This is a genomic window from Streptococcus infantis (genome assembly GCF_019929575.1).
Taxonomy (GTDB): domain Bacteria; phylum Bacillota; class Bacilli; order Lactobacillales; family Streptococcaceae; genus Streptococcus; species Streptococcus infantis_L.
This window is the reverse complement of the sequence record NZ_JAHZPU010000018.1, coordinates 1-18,926: the sequence shown is the minus strand read 5'-3', so window position 1 is coordinate 18,926 and position 18,926 is coordinate 1. Positions and strand designations below refer to the sequence as shown.

Annotated in this window: 11 protein-coding genes and 5 pseudogenes; all 16 read left to right on the top strand. The window is 40.1% G+C overall.

The genetic code is table 11. From position 1 onward, the window contains the following. Positions 1–4 precede the first annotated feature (4 nt). On the top strand, positions 5–934 hold the full coding sequence (rnz, locus tag K1I67_RS06735; protein ID WP_223339354.1) for a ribonuclease Z: 930 nt from the start codon (positions 5–7) through the stop codon (positions 932–934). 20 nt (positions 935–954) lie between these two features. Further along, positions 955–1,710: an SDR family NAD(P)-dependent oxidoreductase gene (locus K1I67_RS06730; protein ID WP_223339353.1), complete on the top strand. Its 756-nt coding sequence runs from the start codon at positions 955–957 to the stop codon at positions 1,708–1,710. 199 nt (positions 1,711–1,909) lie between these two features. Beyond that, on the top strand, positions 1,910–2,479 hold the full coding sequence (locus K1I67_RS06725) for an SMI1/KNR4 family protein (protein ID WP_223339352.1): 570 nt from the start codon (positions 1,910–1,912) through the stop codon (positions 2,477–2,479). 18 nt (positions 2,480–2,497) lie between these two features. Then, positions 2,498–2,935, top strand: coding sequence for a hypothetical protein (locus K1I67_RS06720; protein WP_223339351.1), 438 nt, complete (start codon positions 2,498–2,500; stop codon positions 2,933–2,935). Between the two features lie 2 nt (positions 2,936–2,937). Continuing rightward, on the top strand, positions 2,938–4,002 hold the full coding sequence (locus tag K1I67_RS06715; RefSeq protein ID WP_223339350.1) for an ankyrin repeat domain-containing protein: 1,065 nt from the start codon (positions 2,938–2,940) through the stop codon (positions 4,000–4,002). Positions 4,003–4,046: 44 nt separating this feature from the next. Next, positions 4,047–4,634: an SMI1/KNR4 family protein gene (locus K1I67_RS06710; RefSeq protein WP_223339349.1), complete on the top strand. Its 588-nt coding sequence runs from the start codon at positions 4,047–4,049 to the stop codon at positions 4,632–4,634. Continuing rightward, on the top strand, positions 4,631–5,380 hold the full coding sequence (locus K1I67_RS06705) for a hypothetical protein (protein ID WP_223339348.1): 750 nt from the start codon (positions 4,631–4,633) through the stop codon (positions 5,378–5,380). The genes K1I67_RS06710 and K1I67_RS06705 overlap by 4 nt, the downstream gene beginning before the upstream one ends. 124 nt (positions 5,381–5,504) lie before the next feature. Beyond that, the gene (locus K1I67_RS06700; protein ID WP_223339347.1) at positions 5,505–6,305 is read left to right on the top strand and encodes a hypothetical protein; all 801 of its coding nucleotides are present in this window, start codon (positions 5,505–5,507) and stop codon (positions 6,303–6,305) included. Positions 6,306–6,344: 39 nt separating this feature from the next. Beyond that, positions 6,345–6,470, top strand: a pseudogene (locus K1I67_RS10155) (type IIL restriction-modification enzyme MmeI); the annotation flags it as partial. A gap of 140 nt (positions 6,471–6,610) precedes the next feature. Beyond that, positions 6,611–7,453 carry an AraC family transcriptional regulator gene (locus K1I67_RS06695; RefSeq protein WP_223339346.1) on the top strand — a complete coding sequence of 281 codons (843 nt, stop codon included), beginning with the start codon at positions 6,611–6,613 and terminating at the stop codon, positions 7,451–7,453. A gap of 40 nt (positions 7,454–7,493) precedes the next feature. Next, positions 7,494–8,036, top strand: coding sequence for a ClbS/DfsB family four-helix bundle protein (locus tag K1I67_RS06690; RefSeq protein WP_223339345.1), 543 nt, complete (start codon positions 7,494–7,496; stop codon positions 8,034–8,036). A 20-nt stretch (positions 8,037–8,056) separates the two neighbouring features. Then, positions 8,057–8,203 (top strand): annotated as a pseudogene (locus tag K1I67_RS09970) (radical SAM protein); the annotation flags it as partial. A gap of 511 nt (positions 8,204–8,714) precedes the next feature. Then, positions 8,715–10,463 (top strand): annotated as a pseudogene (locus K1I67_RS06685) (glycoside hydrolase family 13 protein). 15 nt (positions 10,464–10,478) lie between these two features. Then, entirely contained in the window at positions 10,479–11,036 is a 558-nt protein-coding gene (locus K1I67_RS06680; protein WP_223339344.1) for an SMI1/KNR4 family protein, read from the top strand. Positions 11,037–11,445: 409 nt separating this feature from the next. After that, positions 11,446–11,614, top strand: a pseudogene (locus K1I67_RS10150) (YSIRK-type signal peptide-containing protein); the annotation flags it as partial. Between the two features lie 209 nt (positions 11,615–11,823). Continuing rightward, positions 11,824–18,372, top strand: a pseudogene (gene bgaA, locus K1I67_RS06675) (LPXTG-anchored adhesin/beta-galactosidase BgaA); the annotation flags it as partial. Between the last annotated feature and the right edge of the window lie 554 nt (positions 18,373–18,926).

Below are 18,926 nucleotides of genomic sequence, written 5' to 3'. Positions count from 1 at the left end.
TCGAATGGATATTCAATTTTTAGGAACGGGGGCTGGTCAGCCCTCTAAAGCCCGCAACGTTTCAAGTCTCGCCCTGAAACTCTTGGACGAGATTAACGAAGTCTGGCTCTTTGACTGTGGAGAAGGAACGCAAAATCGCATTCTGGAAACTACGATTCGACCACGAAAGATCAGCAAAATCTTTATCACTCACTTACATGGAGACCATATCTTTGGTTTGCCAGGTTTCCTTTCTAGTCGTGCCTTTCAAGCCAATGAAGAGCAGACAGATTTAGAAATCTATGGTCCCCAAGGCATTAAGTCATTTGTCTTGACTAGTTTGCGTGTCTCTGGTTCACGCCTGCCCTATAAGATTCATTTCCATGAGTTCGACCAAGATTCTCTAGGGAAAATTCTTGAAACAGATAAATTTACAGTATATGCGGAAGAGTTGGATCACACTATTTTCTGTGTGGGCTACCGTGTCATGCAAAAGGACCTAGAAGGCACTCTGGATGCTGAAAAGCTCAAGGCTGCCGGCGTACCATTTGGACCGCTTTTTGGAAAAATCAAAAACGGTCAGGATGTTGTATTAGAGGACGGCACCGAGATCAAGGCAGCAAACTACATCTCAGCTCCACGTCCAGGTAAGATTATCACTATCTTAGGTGACACTCGAAAAACCAATGCCAGTGTGCGTCTGGCTGTCAATGCAGATGTCCTTGTCCATGAGTCTACTTATGGTAAGGGTGATGAGAAAATTGCCCGCAATCATGGCCACTCAACTAACATGCAGGCAGCGCAGGTCGCAACAGAAGCAGGAGCCAAACGACTCTTACTCAACCATATCAGCGCCCGTTTCCTTTCAAAAGATATCAGCCAGCTCAAGAAAGACGCTGCTAGTATTTTTGAAAATGTCCATGTGGTTAAAGATCTAGAAGAAGTGGAAATCTAGAATCTCAAGAAAGGAAAAGTATGTCTACTATTCTCATTACAGGTGCTAGCGGGGGGCTAGCCCAAGAAATGGTCAAACTCTTGCCTCAAGACCAACTCATTTTGCTAGGTAGAAATAAGGAAAAATTAGCTCAACTATACGGAAATCATCCACAGGCAGAATTGGTCGAGATTGATATTACCGATGAGCAGGCCTTAGAAGAACTAGTTGCGGAGCTCTATCAGCGTTATGGCAAGATTGATGTCTTGATTAACAATGCTGGTTATGGAATTTTTGAGGATTTTGACAAGATTTCTAATCAAGATATTCATCAGATGTTTGAAGTCAATACCTTTGCCCTGATGAATCTGTCTCGTTTGGTTGCAGCTCGTATGAAAGAGACCCGAAAAGGGCATATCATCAATATTGTTAGCATGGCAGGTTTGATAGCAACTGGCAAGTCCAGTCTATACTCTGCGACCAAGTTTGCGGCTATTGGTTTTTCAAATGCTTTGCGCCTTGAACTCATGCCCTATGGTGTCTATGTGACAACTGTTAATCCAGGACCTATCCGTACAGGATTTTTTGACCAAGCAGATCCAGATGGGACCTATCTCAAGTCGGTTGACCGTTTTCTATTGGAACCAGATGCTGTCGCGCAAAAGATTGTTAAGACCATAGGTAAAAACAAACGCGAGCTCAATCTCCCAATTTTGCTGCACCTAGCCCATAAGTTTTACACCCTCTTTCCCAAGCAGGCAGATAAGTTGGCTGGAGAAACCTTTAATTATAAGTGAAAAAGCTGTTCCCTTGAGGAATGGCTTTTTGCTTTAATTAGGAGAAGTTGTTGACCAAAAAATCCCTGAAAATACTGGTAGTTTATCCCTATCAGACAGCTTTGAGGTATAATAGAGATAAGCATGTTCATCAGAAAAAAGAAGACCTAAACTAACTAGTTTGCCTAGAAAACGGACTATTTATAGTCGGAGGTTGACAATGGAATTATTGACAATTGACCAAATCATTTCTATTCTTGAGGAAGAAACACAAGGGCTTGACCCTGAGATAAGAGAAGGAATTGTCCTGAACCAAACGGAAGTGCCTGTGTCTGAACTGGATCGTTTGAAAAAACAATTACAAATACAAGATTTGGATCCGATTTTTAGGAAATATATTCTGGCCTATAACTGGGGGCAGGTCGGTTTTTTAAGTTACCAGTTTGGATATGGGGACGACACTAGTCTTACTTGGCTGATCAATCGCAATCTGGAATACCATGATTACTCGACTCTACAAGAAAGAGGCTTGATCATCATTGTAAATGGAGATCCCTACACTATTTTGCTGGACTGTCAATCTGGGGCGATCTATGCTCTTGATGCAGAGATGAACTATGATGAAAAAATATGGCTGGCATCAGATTTTCTAGCATTTGTTAGAGCCATGGGAACGGCTCAATCTGCAGTTTGGAAGGGTTGTGAAAGTGACTTCATCCACTTGATGACTAGAATAGGTCATGCGTCCAGCCTGATATTCTGGCAGAGTCTGGTCGGGTTTTATGATTGAAAATAGAAGGAGCAGGTCATGGAATTTATAGTAGCTGAGGAGGGGATTCCTCAAAATATCGGATGTCAGGGAGCCCTGATTGCCTATTATGGCAGTGAGATAGAATTTCATTATGAAACCGTGCCACCACACGGTGATGAGATTTTTTCTGCCAAGTTGCCTTTGTTGGGACTTGATCTGCCCTTTTGGATCTATGGGAGAAATCTCATATTTTTAGATGCTTACTACCTCTTAGCAGAAACAGTTAAGAAAGGGACTTGGGATCACATAACGAGTATGCTCATCAACATTCATACGGGGGAATACGCCAGCCTAGACTACTGGTACAATCATATATCTATTGAGCAAAACGGTCTTGAGTTGAAAAATGATTATGATGGACAAGTCCTGACTTTGAAAACTGTTGACAATCTTCATTGGATTGCCCTAGACGCTATATCAGAAGAAAGGAACTAAAAATGGCAAAGAAAAGAGTAACTTTACCCAAGGACTTCAATGAACTACTAACTGATGGCAATATTGACCAATTAAAGGCCGTGTATGACAAGTGTGAGCTAACTGCCCATAACGGGAGATATAGTTTAAGTACGGCTCTGCATTTTGGTGGGGTTCCTGATGAGCTGGTTATCTGGCTTGTCGAACAGGGCTTAGATATTAATATCCCTGATTATTATGGTGCAACTCCTTTGTATCGTCAGGCAACCATGGGGAGAGAGACTGTAAAACTCTTGCTTGAATTGGGGGCAGATATTGAAAAAAGCAATACTTATGGAAATACACCTCTACACATGGCAGCTGAGTTTTTTCATCCTAAGACAGTTGCGCTTCTCTTAGAAAAGGGGGCAAGTGTCCATTCTAAGAATGATAGGGGGCAAACTCCCCTAGACTCTGTTCTCACTGTCTGTCGGGGAATCTATATTGCCCAAACAGCTGAGATCGCCTCTATGCTTCTGGATGCGGGTGCTAAGAAAACACCAGCCATGAAAGAAAAGGTCGAAAATATTGGTAAAGATTTTGAGTTTCATAGAGAAGGGTTCAATCCTGACTATTTGGAAGCAGCAGATAAGGGTTTAGCCAAACTTTATCGTTTGTTTGATGTCAAGCCAGTAGCCAAACGAATAACTCATGATGGAGTTTCTCCGATTCTCGTAAAAGAAGGTAGCTGGGAGGAGCAATATGAGGAACTATGGTCTTTCTTGATTCCTTCAAGTGGAGCAGCAAAAACTGTTCAGGGGGAAGTTATCCGTATACCAGGTCGAGTTCGAGATGAGCTGGATCGCAATGGTGGGGTCAACTGGGACAGGGACTATAGAAAAATGCTTCAGGCACTCCCTCAATACTTGTCTCTAGGAATCCCTCTTTCAGAACAAGAATTAGCAGAGACTAAAGAGCTTATTGCTCAAGTTCATGGGAAAGATTTTGATGACGAGCCTCGCCTAGACCGCCTGTGTCAGCTAGCTATTGCTTGGATTAAGCAAAATCCTGAACCCCTTCTCCTAGAAAAAACAAGTTATAAGCGTTAAAAAGCATTGGAAGACAGATAAAATAAAGAAATCATGGTGGGATTATGCAATTAATTGACCAAGTTAAAAAAATAGAAACTTATATTTGTGAGTATTTTGAAGACTGGGATTTGGATGATCCTGTGGAAGAGGAATACCTAGATGATTATCAGAATATTTCTGGTGCTTCCGAGGAAGAGCTTCAAGTCTTTGAGGAAATATTAGGCGTTCGTCTACCTAGTGACTTCAAAGAGCTTTATAGCTACAAAAATGGGAGTAAATACCTCTCTATTTTACCTTGTGTAATTGACCAGAGAGATTTGACTTTTTCTCTCATGAGTCTACAGGAAATTGAGACTTGTAAAAAGTACTTTCAAAATAGAGATGCTCTGTTAACCGAATTTCCCGACTATTTTTCTAGTCAAGACCTAGAAAATATGCGTGATAGTAGAATTAAGCCCTATCTTTTTAATAAAAAATGGCTTCCTTTTGCTCAGTATTGTGACTCTTGTTATCTTATGCTGGATTTTGATCCAGACCGAGAGGGTCAGGAAGGGCAGATTATTTGCTACATCCATGATCCTGACCAGGTGATCTATGCGGCTAAAAGCCTTACAAATTTGATTGAAGGAATAATGGAAGAAATCATATGAATGGACAAATGTATCAGATAGCCTGTATCGTGGCAGTAGCTAGGAAGGCTTTAAAAAGTGGTAAAGAAATATGGTATAATCCTGAAAAATATACAAATAAGTTGAGCTTTCAAATTTTGCCGTCAGAAAAGGGGGAAACTACAGAACTTTCTGTAACTGATTGGTTTGAAAATCTTAAGGAAAAAGGTTTGAAGGACTTAAAATTATTTTGTCCTATTTCAGTTGAAGACAGAGGTATTTTAGGTTTCTCCAATGCGACACAGAGTTCAATTCTCTGTTTTTATAAAGATGGGAAGGCAAGTTATTTCCTACCAAATTGGGAAGCTGCTTCCGCAGGTAGGGGCTGGGATGTTACCTACACCGAGTATGAATGGGAAAGGTCTTCTCAAGACATTCCCCACTATGAAAATAATATCGAAGAATTTAAGGACATATTGACTCGTATAGAAAATCTAGCAATTAAAATTGAATGTGACAACTTTGCCAAAGTCTTTCACTCTGCTAGAAACTTTTTGCTAGATCCAGAATCTGGTAAAGGACTGGCAGAACCTCAAATTCCACCGCAACATCTAAGCATATTTAGAGCTGCAAGTGCAGCGGATGTTTTTGGAGGAATGGGCTCCTGGAATGATGAACCTGGATGGCTGGCACAAGATAAGGGACTGGGTCAAGTATACGATGAACTTTCGGATCAGTTGCTAAGAAATATTCGATTAGCCATTCTATTTGCCATCAATGAATGGTGATTGTTTATACTCTTCAAAAATCAAATTCAAACCACGTCAGCTTCGCCTTGCCGTACTCGAGTACAGCCTTTGGCTAGCTTCCTAGTTTGCTCTTTGATTTTCATTGAGTATTAGGAGGAAGAAAATGGGGAAGTTAAAGTTAAGCCTATTGAACAAATGGGAACTAGACAAGGACTACAATAGTGTTTTCAATTCTGTCATGTTACAGGATGGCAGAGCCTTTGTCTTGACCAGTGAGAAGGAAGATTTCAATCGCTACTGTTTGCTTGAAGTATCACCTTTGGGTGTGAAGGAGATAGATGCTTGGTATTGTGACCATGTTTGGGAGGAAGAGCCTCTACTCTTTACAGATGGACAAAATATTGGCATTATCAAGGCTGGTAAGGAAATAGTCTATTATACTGGTGATTTTTCTCATCCAGAAATCATTGCCATAAAGGATCCGCAAAGTATACTTCCTAAAAAGGCACAAGAGAGATATTTTCAAATCGTATCAGATAGCGACCAGATACCCGTGTGTTTTGAAGATCAAGTTTATACAAATCAGACCAGAAACTTTGCCCTTTTAGAGTTTGATAGAGAGAACAAGCAGGCTAAGTGGACCACTTATTCGCATATTGATAAAAAAGAGTTAGATCACCACGACACGAGCTCAAGTGTTTGTCCTAAAATCGATAGTATGAAATCTTGGAAGCAAGAGCTCTATGCCTTTAGCTCTGGAGAAAGTCAAACCTCTGTCAATAAATGGGGCATGGACTATTATGCTCTTGTTAAAATCTCTAGTGATGGTCGTGTTATCGAAAAGTTATTAGAATCTGAATATTTAAAGGCTTCAGGCAAAAAAGCAGGTGTCAATGGACTCTTTACGGATTCGCCTTATCTTATCCTGAGCCCCCTATTATTAGTCTTTTACAGGACTTCTTAATAAACAAGTCAAAATAATGCATTGGTTGGAGAATTAAAAGTGAATAACATCCGAGAACAAAAAAAGCAAGCTAAAGCATTTATTAAACGCTGAGAAAACCGTGGCAATGAAAGACAAGACAGTCAGTCATTTTGGCTTGACTTACTTCAATCTGTTTATGCGGTGTAGACAAATTTGAATTTGTTGAATTTAGCAAGGTATAAATTTCTATGAAATGAAACTTACAAAACTTGTACGGATATTGTAGGGTAAGAAAAGAAATCTTCCTCTATACTAAAATTAACTGAAGGAAAGGGGGAATTGAAATGAATATTATCAAGTCGTTTAACGATACGATTGATTATCTTGAAACAGTTCTTGATGATGAAATTGATGAAAAGAAAGTAACTCAGTTATCCGGATATTCGTATTCAATGTTCAGTCGCTTGTTTTCTATTCTGACTGAAACAACGCTTTCAGAATATTTAAGAAGCAGAAGATTGACTGAAGCGGCCGTTATATTAAGAAATAAGGATGAAAAAATTATTGATGTTGCTTTCAAATTTGGATATGAGTCATCAGATTCATTTGGAACAGCTTTTAAAAATTTTCATGGATTTACTCCTTCTGAGGTAAGAAATGGAAAACCATTCAAATTAGTATCACGAGTGCAGTTAGCACTAAGTGTAAGAGGAGGAAGAAGCATGAACATTACAATTCAAAAGAAACAAGCATTTACAGTTGCAGGGGTAAATGAACAAAGCATCAATTCATCATTATGTCCAAGTGTCTGGGATAAGCTATATGAAAAATATAGACACGATGAACTTGCAAGTTTAGGAAGTGGTCAAAGTATGGGCGTTTGCCATGATGTGGAAAATTCAAGTACAATAAATTATATGGCTGGTTATATCGTTAATGATGTAGACAAAGCCACAAGTATGGGCTTAGATGTTTTGGAAGTGGAAGAAGCAGAGTATGCAGTTGTAGAATTAGTAGGAAGTGTTCCGGAGTGCATTCATAACGGGTGGAAATATGCAATGGAAGTATTCTTACCTGAGCATGGCTATATTCATTCAGGAAAATCTGACTTTGAATATTACTATGAAGGTGATATGCACAGCAAAGACTACAAAATGGAACTTTGGATTCCGATAACTAAAGCTTAAAAACCATATTGAGATATAGCGTAAAGTAGGAGGAAATATTATGCCAAGACCAAGAACAAAAGAAGATTTAATGATTGCAGCGAAAGAAAACTATGATAAGTTGAACGTATTAATTGCTAAGCTATCTGACGAAGAATTAAACACACCTCTCGACTTTTCAAGTGATGAAAAAAAGAAAGAGGCTCATTGGAAAAGAGACAAAAATTTAAGAGATATTTTGATTCATTTATATGAATGGCACCAACTTCTTTTGAATTGGGTAGATACAAATTTAAAGGGAGTGGCAAAACCTTTTATTCCAGCTCCATATAATTGGAAAACTTATGGAGATATGAATGTCGAGTTTTGGAAAAAACATCAAAATACTTCTCTTGAAGATGCAAAAGAAATGTTTCATAAATCCCATAAAGATATTTTAGAATTAGCTGAGAGATTTACAAACGAAGAATTGTTTTCAAAAGATGTCTATAAGTGGGTAGGAGGAAGTGTACTTGGTTCGTATTTTGTAAGCACTACTTCTAGTCATTATGATTGGGCGATGAAGAAATTAAAAACACATCAAAAAAATTGTAAGAAAAAATAAGCAGATATGGAGATAATAGAATGCATTTTACGAAGGTAAAAGGAATATTATCTTCAAAAAATGGAATGAATTTATTCAGAGGCTGTACACATGGTTGTATTTATTGTGACTCAAGAAGTAAATGCTATCAGATAAACCATAGATTTGAAGATATAGAAGTTAAAGAAACAAAAGAATGAATGAATATGGTATCTTTTTGGTAGCTAAACAGACAAAATATCTTGTTTTTTGCAAATAATACTTAAAAAGAATGTTGATTTATCAGCATTCTTTTTCGTTTCAAATTGATTCTCGGAATTTAAGAATGATGATTGGAAGGGCAAGCAAAAGCTATTTTCTCTGGTAACAAGAGAATTGTGCGATATAGCCTTGCCTAGAGGAATGAGTAAACACAAAGTTCAAAATATGACTGACAACTTTTGTTTAACCTACCTTTACGATAGAGGATTGAAAGAACTTGCCCTTTGTCAAATTGACTAGGCTGTGAGGCTGAGTTTGGGAGCTTTTTATTGATAGGTGTGCTGAAATTTCTTGGTTAGTCTGCAGTGTTTATTTGGAGATATCTTCTTATCAAATTTGACCAAGTATTGCAAATCGAATCTTAAAATAGTATACTAGTTCTATTATTTATGAAAACGTTTTCGTTGATGTTATATTAGATTATTTAGGAGACAAGACATGGAATTAACAGCCATTTATCATAGACCAGAATCAGAGTATGCTTATCTTTACAAAGAAGGTCAGCTACATATCCGAATTAGAACCAAGAAAAATGATGTCCAGAAGGTTATCTTACACTATGGAGATCCCTTTATTTTCATTGAGGATAAGTATGAAGATAAGAAAGAAATGACCAAAGTAACCTCAGATGCCCTATTTGATTATTGGCAGGTTACAGTATCGGTTGATTTTGCACGGATTCAATACCTCTTTGAGCTCCTTGATAAAGAAGGTCAAGGTGTTTATTACGGTGATAAGGGTTGTGTAGAGCATACTCAAGAAAACTTGGATGCTGAAGGGAATGGCTTTAAACTTCCTTATATTCATGAAATCGACGGTTGCCAGGTTCCTAGTTGGGTTTCAAACACAGTTTGGTATCAGATTTTCCCAGAACGCTTTGCTAATGGAAATCCTAATTTGACTCCAGATGGAGCTCGAGAGTGGGATGCTGTTATTGCACCTAACATGGATGATTTTTTTGGTGGAGATTTACAAGGGATTATTGATCATTTAGACTATCTTAAAGATTTGGGAATCACTGGACTTTACCTATGTCCGATTTTTGAAGCAACGACCAATCATAAGTATGATACGACAGATTATTTTGAAATCGACCGTCACTTTGGAGACAAGGAAGTCTTTCGTAATCTAGTCGAGGAAGCCCACAAACGTGGTATCAAGATTATGCTAGATGCAGTATTTAATCATATTGGCAACCAGTCAGTCCAATGGCAGGATGTTCTAAAAAATGGAGAAAACTCAGTTTATAAAGATTGGTTCCATATTCAAGAATTCCCAGTTACTGAGGATAAACTTCAGAATCCAAGAGAACTCCCTTATCATACCTTTGCTTTTGCTAGCTATATGCCTAAGTTAAATACAGCTAATCCGGAGGTTAGGGACTATCTTCTCAGTGTTGCAACTTACTGGATTAAGAATTTTGATATCGATGCTTGGCGCTTGGACGTTGCCAATGAAATTGACCATCAGTTCTGGAAAGATTTTAGAAAGGCAGTTCTAGCTAAAAAGCCTGATTTGTATATTTTAGGTGAAATCTGGCATACTTCTCAACCTTGGCTACAAGGGGATGAGTTCCATGCGGTCATGAACTACCCGCTCTCTGAAAGTATCAAGGATTATTTCTTGCGTCAGCGTAAAAAGACAGAGCAGTTTATTTCAGAAATCAATAGCCAGTCGATGTACTACAAGTAACAAATCTCAGAGGTGATGTTTAATCTTCTGGATTCTCATGATACAGAGCGTATCCTTACAACTGCCAAAGGAAATCTCCAGCATGTCAAGACTGCCCTAACTTTCCTCTATCTTCAAAAAGGGACTCCTTGTATCTATTACGGAACAGAGCTAGCATTAATTGGTGGACCAGACCCTGACTGCCGTCGTGTCATGCCTTGGGACCGTGTTTCTGAGGACAATGACATGCTGAATTTTATGAAGAAATTAATCAAGGTTCGTAAGGAAGTTGCAAGCATTATTCAGCATGGAAATTATCGCTTGGAAGAATTGAAACCAGATGTCCTATCCTTGAAGTGGAACTACGAAGGAAAAGAAATTCAAGCAGTTTTTAATCAGTCTGCAGAGAATTATGTCTTAGATAGAGATTCAGTTGATTTAGAGAGTCATTGCGAACACGAAGATGGACAGCAAGTCATCTTGCCAGATGGATTTGTGGCCTATATTTCTGAGTAAAAAAGGAATAAAATCATGGCAATCAATGAAGTTTATGATTATTTTCGTCACTATGATAAGGAAACTTATCAAGTTGTCGCCTGCATGGGCAATGAACCATCCGAAGAAGATGTAAAGGATTTTGAAAATCAATATGGTATTCGTCTGCCAGAAGATTTCAGAGAATTCACCATGTCAGCTCTGGGAGGTCTGTTTATGGAGGTCAGGGAAGAGCTGTGGCCAAGAGCCAAGGCTTACGATGTAGCACCATTTTGGACATTCTGCCGAGGTATTAAGGTCTTGGGGATTGCGAACGGTATCCCAGACTTTTTAGACATTCGACTTCAAACTAAGGAATTACACGCTCTGGGCTTTGTGGATTATATCCCATTTCTGTCTATCGTAGGTGACGGAGATATCGTGTTTTGCTTTGATAAGGATAATCACATAGTTGCTCTAGACTGGTATAACAGTGGTGAAACCGAGGAGCTTAATTGTGATTTTTCAGAGCTTTTTCTCCAGCAAATTGCAGAGTTAGAAAAACGTAAAAATGAGATGATCAAGCTGCTGGCAAATGGGAAAACTAGTCAATAATCTATAAGGAAATATCAGTTTGATAGTCCGTAAAAGAGGTTGGGACAAAAGAGCCCGACCTCACTTTTTATTAGCAATCAAACTTTGACGCGGTAGCTGATTGAACTTTTTGTTCGTCTTTTAGACTCCAAAAAGCTCCTAATCATCCTCGCGGGGCTGGGACTACGAAATCGAGACTTTGTCTATCGATTTCTGTCCCACCGCCTTTTTTAGTAAAATCATTCACTAAATGTACATTCAGTTTTGTATGATTTTCTACAAATTATAGAAAAAAGAATCAAAAGTATGATTTTTATGCTGCTAGTATTGAAGTTTCTTATATTATTTTATAAAATAGAAGCAAAATACTACTGAAAAAGTAGAGCGCTTACATAAAAATGGAAGCGGTTACGAATATAAGGAGGATCTTATGGGAAAAGATCATTGGAATCGAAAAAGAGTGTATAGTATCCGAAAATTTACGGTGGGTACTTGCTCAGTAGTCATCGGTACTTGTTCAGTCTTATTTGGAGCAAGTGTAGCTGGTGCAAATCCGGTAGCTGCGGAAGAAACTCCGATTACAGTTGCTACAGAAAAAGTAGAGGATGAGTCTCATAAAGAGGAAGTTAGTGAAACAGCAAGTCCAGAACTTCAAGCATCAACTGAATCAGTTGCAAGTAAAGTTGCTACACCAGCTCATGAAGCTGAAAAAGCACAGGACGATCAAACTCTACAATCAGATTCTGACAAAAAAGAGGATTCCATCTTAGATAAAAAGCCTCAAGCAATTACTCAAGATCAATCTGCTCAAACGGAAAAACCGGACCTAAAACCGGCTACCAGTGAGGAGGTAAATCAATTGGTTGAGGACCGTAAAGTAGAATTTAACCAAAACTGGCATTTTAAACTCAATGCCAATGCCAAAGATGCTATCAAACCAGATGCAGATGTATCAAGCTGGAAGAAATTAGACCTTCCTCATGACTGGAGTATTTACAATGACTTCGATCATGATTCTCCTGCCCAAAATGAGGGTGGACAACTCAATGGTGGTGATGCTTGGTATCGCAAGACCTTTAAACTTGACGAAAAAGACCTTAACAAGAATGTTCGTTTGGTTTTTGATGGAGTTTATATGGATTCGCAAGTCTATGTAAACGGTCAACTAGTTGGTCACTATCCAAATGGTTATAACCAATTTTCATACGACATCACTGACTATCTCAATAAAGACGGTCGTGAAAACGTCATTGCAGTTCATGCAATCAATAAACAACCAAGTAGCCGTTGGTACTCTGGAAGTGGTATCTACCGTGATGTTACTCTTCAAGTGACAGATAAGGTTCATGCTGAGAAAAATGGGACAACTATCTTAACACCAGACCTTGAAAAACAACAGAATGGTAAGGTTAATACTCATGTAACAAGTAAGATTGTCAATACTGATGACAAAGATCATGAAATTGTCGCTGAATACCAAATTATCGAACGAAATGGTCAAGCAGTGACGGATGTGGTTCGTACAGACAGTCAAGTCTTGAAAGCTCATCAATCAACAAGCTTGAATGCGATTTTACAAGTTGAGAAACCAAAACTATGGACAGTTCTTAACGACAAGCCTGCCCTTTATGAATTGGTGACTCGTGTCTATCGTGATGGTCAGTTGGTAGATGCTAAGAAGGACTTGTTTGGTTACCGTTACTATAACTGGACTCCAAACGAAGGCTTCTCTTTGAATGGTGAACGCATTAAATTCCATGGAGTTTCTCTTCACCATGACCATGGCGCTCTAGGGGCTGAAGAAAACTATAAGGCAGAATACCGTCGTCTTAAACAGATGAAGGATATGGGTGTGAACTCTATCCGTACAACCCACAATCCAGCTAGTGAGCAGACTTTGCAGATTGCTGCAGAGCTTGGTTTGTTGGTTCAAGAAGAAGCATTTGATACTTGGTACGGTGGTAAGAAACAGTATGACTATGGCCGTTTCTTTGATAAAGATGCTACTCATCCAGAAGCTAAAAAAGGTGAAAAATGGTCTGACTTTGATTTACGCACCATGGTCGAAAGAGGCAAGAACAACCCTGCTATCTTCATGTGGTCTATTGGTAATGAAATCGGTGAGGCAGACGGTAAAGCTCGTTCTCTAGCAACGGTTAAACGTTTGGTTCAAGTGATTAAGTCTGTTGATAAGACACGCTATGTTACTATGGGAGCAGACAAGTTCCGTTTTGGTGATGGTAGTGGTGATCATGAAAAGATTGCGAACGAATTGGATGCGGTTGGATTTAACTATTCAGAAGATAACTACAAGAAACTGCGTGCTAAACATCCAAATTGGTTGATTTACGGTTCAGAAACTTCTTCTGCAACTCGTACTCGTGGCAGTTATTTCCGTCCTGAAAGTGAACTAGTCCACAGCAACCAAGCTTACCGTCATTATGAGCAGTCCGACTACGGTAATGACCGTGTTGGTTGGGGTAAAACAGCCACTGCATCTTGGACTTTTGACCGTGATAATGCAGGTTATGCAGGTCAATTCATCTGGACAGGTACTGACTATATCGGTGAGCCTACTCCATGGCACAACCAAAACAACACACCAGTTAAGAGTTCTTACTTCGGTATCGTAGATACAGCTGGAATTCCAAAGAATGACTACTACTTGTACCAAAGCCAATGGGTTTCTGCTCAGAAGAAACCAATGGTTCACCTCCTTCCTCACTGGAACTGGGAAGACTCTAATTTGAAAGAGAATGTAGCGGATGCAGATGGTAAGATTCCTGTTCGTGCGTTTTCAAACGCTGCAAGTGTGGAACTGTTCTTGAATGGTGAGTCCCTAGGTAAGAAAACCTTTAACAAGAAACAAACAAGTGATGGACGTACTTATCAAGAAGGTGCCAATGCCAAGGAACTATACCTTGAGTGGAAGGTTGCATATCAACCTGGAACTTTGGAAGCAGTAGCCCGTGATGAGGCAGGTAATGAAATTGCTCGTGATAAGGTTACGACTGCTGGTGAGCCTGCTGGTGTACGCTTAGTCAAAGAAGAAAATGCAATCGCAGCAGACGGAAAAGACCTTACTTATATCTACTACGAAATTGTTGATAGTAAAGGAAATGTAGTTCCTACTGCTAATAACCTTGTGCGCTTCCAGTTGCATGGACAAGGACAGATTGTCGGTGTGGACAACGGTGAACAAGCTAGCCGTGAGCGTTACAAAGAGCAAGCCGATGGTTCATGGATCCGTAAAGCCTTCAATGGTAAGGGTGTTGTGATTGTTAAATCAACTGAGCAAGCTGGTAAGTTTACCTTGACTGCCCACTCTGATCTCTTGAAATCTGCTGAAACTACTATCTTCACAGGTAAGAAAGACCAAGCAGAAAAAACAGTTTTAGGTACAGAAGTACCTAAAGTACGTACCATTATCGGTCAAGCACCAAATATGCCTAAGAAAGTGGCATTTATCTACAGTGATGGCAGTCGTGCAAAACTTCCAGTAGAATGGTCAGCAGTTGATGTCAACGAACCTGGTATCTTGACTGTTAAAGGTGTGGCAGACGGACGAGACGTCGAAGCGCGTGTTGAAGTCTTGGCTCTCGAAGCAGAATTACCTGTAGTCAAGAGAATCGCTCCAAATACAGACCTAAATTCAGTCGACAAATCTGTTTCTTACGTATTGTCAGATGGTACTGTAGGAAGCTATGATGTTGATAAGTGGGAAATTGCAGCTGAAGATCAAGCTAAATTAGCTATCCCAGGATCTCGCATCCAAGCTAAAGGAATTTCAGGTGAAGACCAAATCGATGCGACCTTTGTGGTCGCAGAAGGTCAAGCAACTGCACCAGTAGTTCCAAGCGTAACTGTGGCAGATCAAGCGGTTGAAGGCCTTTCAACTGACCAACCTGTAAAATACCACAAGCTTGCTTATGGAGTAGCCTTGCCAGAGGTCAAAGCTACAGCTGAAAATGCGCAAGTGACAGTTATTCAAGCAAATGAAGCAAATGGTATGCGTGCAAGCATTCATGTTCAACCAAACGATGGCGGCCCACTTCAAACCTATGCTATCCAATTCTTACAAGAAGCTCCGCAGATTGAACGTTTGAGCCTAGAAGTTGAAAACGCAGCTGCTTTGAAAGAAGACCAAACAGTTGGTATCAAGGTATTGGCTCACTATCAAGATGGTACTCAGGCAGTCTTGAAGGCTGACAAGGTAACCTTCTCAACTTCAGGTGAGGGAGATGTAGCCGTTCGTAAAGGTATGCTTGAATTGCACAAACCAGGTCAAGTAACTCTGAAAGCTCAGTTTGAAGGAGCAGAAGGTCAGATTGACTTGAACATCCAAGCAAATACTGAAAGCAAAGTCGTCCAAGCCATTCGTCCAGTTAGTGTCGTGACAGGTTTGAACCAAGAACCAAGTCTACCAACTACGGTAACTGTAGAGTACGACAAAGGATTTCCAAAAGTTCGCAAGGTGACTTGGCAAGCAGTTGCTAAGGAAGACCTTGCTAAATACCATAGTTTTGATGTTCTTGGTAAAGTAGAAGGAATCGAAAACGCAGCTCATGCTAAAGTTTCTGTAGAAGGTATCATTGCTGTCGAAGAAGTCAGCGTAACAACTCCAGTTGCAGAAGCTCCTCAATTACCAGAGAGCGTCCGTACTTACCACTCAAATGGCCAAGTATCTTCAGCTAAAGTGACTTGGGATGCTATTGAACCAAGCCAGTACGCAAGTGAAGGAAGCTTCACTGTGACAGGACATGTCGAAGGTACTCAACTACCAACCAAACTTCATGTGCGTGTGTCTTCACAGACAGAAACTGGTGCTAATATTTCTGACCAGTGGACTGGTTCAGAATTGCCACTTGCCTTTGCATCAGACTCAAATCCAAGTGACTCGGTAGCCAATGTCAATGACAAACTAATCTCATATAATAATCAACCAGCAAACCGCTGGACAAACTGGAATCGTACAAGTGAAGCTTCAGTGGGAATTCTCTTCGGTGACTCTGGTATCATGTCTAAACGTTCAGTTGATAACCTCAATGTCGCCTTCCACGAAGACCACGGTGTTGGTGCACCTAAATCCTATGTCATCGAATACTATGTCGGTTCAGAAACTCCAACAGTTCCTAAGAATCCAAGCTTCGTAGCACGCGAAGATCATGTCTTTAATGACGATAAAAACTGGAAAGAAGTAACAAATCTCAAGGCTCCAGATCAAGTAAGAGCTGGGGAAATGACCCACTTTAGCTTTGATAAAGTTAACACTTACGCAGTTCGTATCCGCATGGTTCGACCAGATGGTAAATGGGGTACTTCTATTACAGAAATGCAAATCTTCTCTAAACAAGTCGCTGCAGCCAAGAAAGCTCAAGCACAAATCCAAGTAGATGGAAAAGATTTGCCAAACTTTAACCCAGGCTTGACTGACTACTATCTTGAAGCAAGCCAAGGAAAAGCTCCAGCTGTTACAGCAAGTGTTACTGAAAATGGTATTGCAACAGTTGTACCAAGCGTGCGTGAAGGAGATCCGGTTCGTGTTGTTGTCAAGGCTGAAAATGGAGATATCCTAGGTGAATACCGTCTACACTTCACAAATGATAAAGATTTACTCGCAAGCAAACCTGTTGCTGTTGCCAAATCATCTCGTTTAGTTGCTAAAGGACAAACCCTTGAGTTACCAGCAAAAGTTCCTGTCTACTTCACAGGAAAATCTGACTATGAAGTCAAAGACTTGGCTGTTAACTGGGAAGCAGTTCCAGCAGAAAATCTAACAAAAGCAGGTGAATTTACAGTTCATGGTCGCGTTTTAGGTACTGATTTAACTGCTGAAGTGGCTGTACGTGTGACAGACAAACTCGGTGAAAATCTTTCAGACAACCCAGACTTCGATGATAATAGTAACCGTTCATTTGCCTCAGCAACTAACGATATTGATCCAAACTCTCATGACCGTGTGGACTATGTCAACGATGGTTCAGATGATGAAACCCGTCGTTGGACTAACTGGTCTCCAACTCCGTCTGATAATCCAGAAGTTTCTGTAGGGGTTATCTTTAGAGAAAATGGTAAGATTGTTGAACGTACAGTAGCTGAAGGAAGCATTCGCTTCTTTGCAGATGGTGGAACAGACGCCCCTTCTAAACTCGTCCTAGAACGCTATGTGGGACCAGAATTTGATTCACCAGAATATTACTCTAACTACCAACCATACGATCCAGAACATCCATTCAACACTCCTTCTAACTGGGAGAAAGTTGAATACCGTGCGGATCAAGAAGTTCAAGCAGGAACTGACATCCATGTAACCTTTGCACCGGTCAAAGCTAAAGCTATGAGATGGCGCATGGACAGAAAAGCAGACAAGAAGGGTGTGGCTATCACTGAAATGGCCTTTATCGCACCAAGTGAAGCTCCTAAAGACAATACTGCTTCTAAACTTCTTGTAGATGGTAGAGAGCTTGCTGACTTCTCTGAAGCTCGTGTGGACTACCAAGTAACCTATAGTGGAAACCGTCCTAAAGTGACCGTTGAAGCTGGTGAAAACGTAGCGGCAACAGTTGTCGATAGTGGTGACGATAAACTTCCAGTCTTGGTACGTCTCGTTTCAGAAAGTGGTAAACACGTCAAGGAATACCGTATCCAATTGACCAAAGAAAAGGTTGAAACTGGAAAAGTTGCCCCAGCTGTTCAGGAAGAGCTTCCTAGCCTAGAAGTGGTAGAAGAAGCTCTCAGCTTCAAGACAGTGAAGAAAGAAGATCCAACTCTAGCAGAAGGTGAAACGCGTGTAACTCAAGCAGGTCGTGAAGGTAAAGAACGTATCCTGACTGAAGTAGCACTAGATGGAAGCCGTACTGAAAAACTTCGCGAAACTATTGAAGCACCGCAAGATGAGATTGTCTTAGTCGGAACTAAGAAAGAAGTATCTGGTAAAACAGATCCAGCTATCCATGAAGTTCCAGAATTTACAGGCGGTGTCAATGGAGCAGAAGCAGCTGTTCATGAAGTACCTGAGTTCACTGGTCATGTAAATGGATCAGAAGGAGCTACCCATCAAGTTCCACACTTTGAAGGTAGCGTTCCTGGTGGAGAAGGGACTAGTCACCGAGTTCCAGAATTTACTGGAAGTGTGAATGGTTCAGCCCCAACTACAGGTGAAACACCAGCATACAGAGATGAGCAGTCACAAGTAGCTCTTGCTATGTCACAAGACAAGACCTACCAAGCGCCTGCAAGTCGTCAAAATATTCTCCCTGAAACAGGTACTAAGGAAAATGCAACCCTTGCAACAGCAGGTGTTGTAGGAGCACTTCTTGGTCTCTTTGCAATGGGAAAGAAAAAAGAAGACGAATAAGATGATGTAAAAGCATCTAAGTCATAGAGATTGGTTCAAGAGACTAATCTCGACAATAAAAAGCGGACAAAACTAGTTTTCTGATCTACAGAGACTGGTCTTGTTCGCTTTTTGGGCTCATTGTCAACTGTAGTGAACAACAAGAAAGTACAATACTCTTCGAAAATCTCTTCAAACCGCGTCAACGTCGCCTTACCGTACTCAAGTACAGCCTGTGGCTAGTTTCCTAGTTTGCTCTTTGATTTTCATTGAGTATAAGACAGAGCTAGTTTCTTATTCCTAAATTACCTTTCAATTGATAGCAGGTTCTCTTGAAGATGTTTAGTTTGCTAAACCAAGGCTAGTCTTAGCCTAAGCCATTTTGTCAAATGAAATTACGTCCCATATTTCCTCTAAGTTAGTCAAACAATCTTAGTTTTAGAAAGTAAGACTAGCTAACTTCAATTTAGAACTTTCATATAACTTCTAAGTGTTATATATGCCCTGTTGTAAAATGAAGTGCAACACAAAAGACATGTTCATCTGATATACTAGAGTTGCAAAAAACAGTATAG

Bases quoted from the DNA above. Each gene is read 5' to 3' on its own strand.
- rnz (WP_223339354.1), top strand. From the start codon at position 5: ATGGATATTCAATTTTTAGGAACGGGGGCTGGTCAGCCCTCTAAAGCC.
- K1I67_RS06720 (WP_223339351.1), top strand. From the start codon at position 2,498: ATGGAATTTATAGTAGCTGAGGAGGGGATTCCTCAAAATATCGGATGT.
- K1I67_RS06725 (WP_223339352.1), top strand. From the start codon at position 1,910: ATGGAATTATTGACAATTGACCAAATCATTTCTATTCTTGAGGAAGAA.
- K1I67_RS06680 (WP_223339344.1), top strand. From the start codon at position 10,479: ATGGCAATCAATGAAGTTTATGATTATTTTCGTCACTATGATAAGGAA.
- K1I67_RS06700 (WP_223339347.1), top strand. From the start codon at position 5,505: ATGGGGAAGTTAAAGTTAAGCCTATTGAACAAATGGGAACTAGACAAG.
- K1I67_RS06690 (WP_223339345.1), top strand. From the start codon at position 7,494: ATGCCAAGACCAAGAACAAAAGAAGATTTAATGATTGCAGCGAAAGAA.
- K1I67_RS06695 (WP_223339346.1), top strand. From the start codon at position 6,611: ATGAATATTATCAAGTCGTTTAACGATACGATTGATTATCTTGAAACA.
- K1I67_RS06705 (WP_223339348.1), top strand. From the start codon at position 4,631: ATGAATGGACAAATGTATCAGATAGCCTGTATCGTGGCAGTAGCTAGG.
- K1I67_RS06715 (WP_223339350.1), top strand. From the start codon at position 2,938: ATGGCAAAGAAAAGAGTAACTTTACCCAAGGACTTCAATGAACTACTA.
- K1I67_RS06710 (WP_223339349.1), top strand. From the start codon at position 4,047: ATGCAATTAATTGACCAAGTTAAAAAAATAGAAACTTATATTTGTGAG.
- K1I67_RS06730 (WP_223339353.1), top strand. From the start codon at position 955: ATGTCTACTATTCTCATTACAGGTGCTAGCGGGGGGCTAGCCCAAGAA.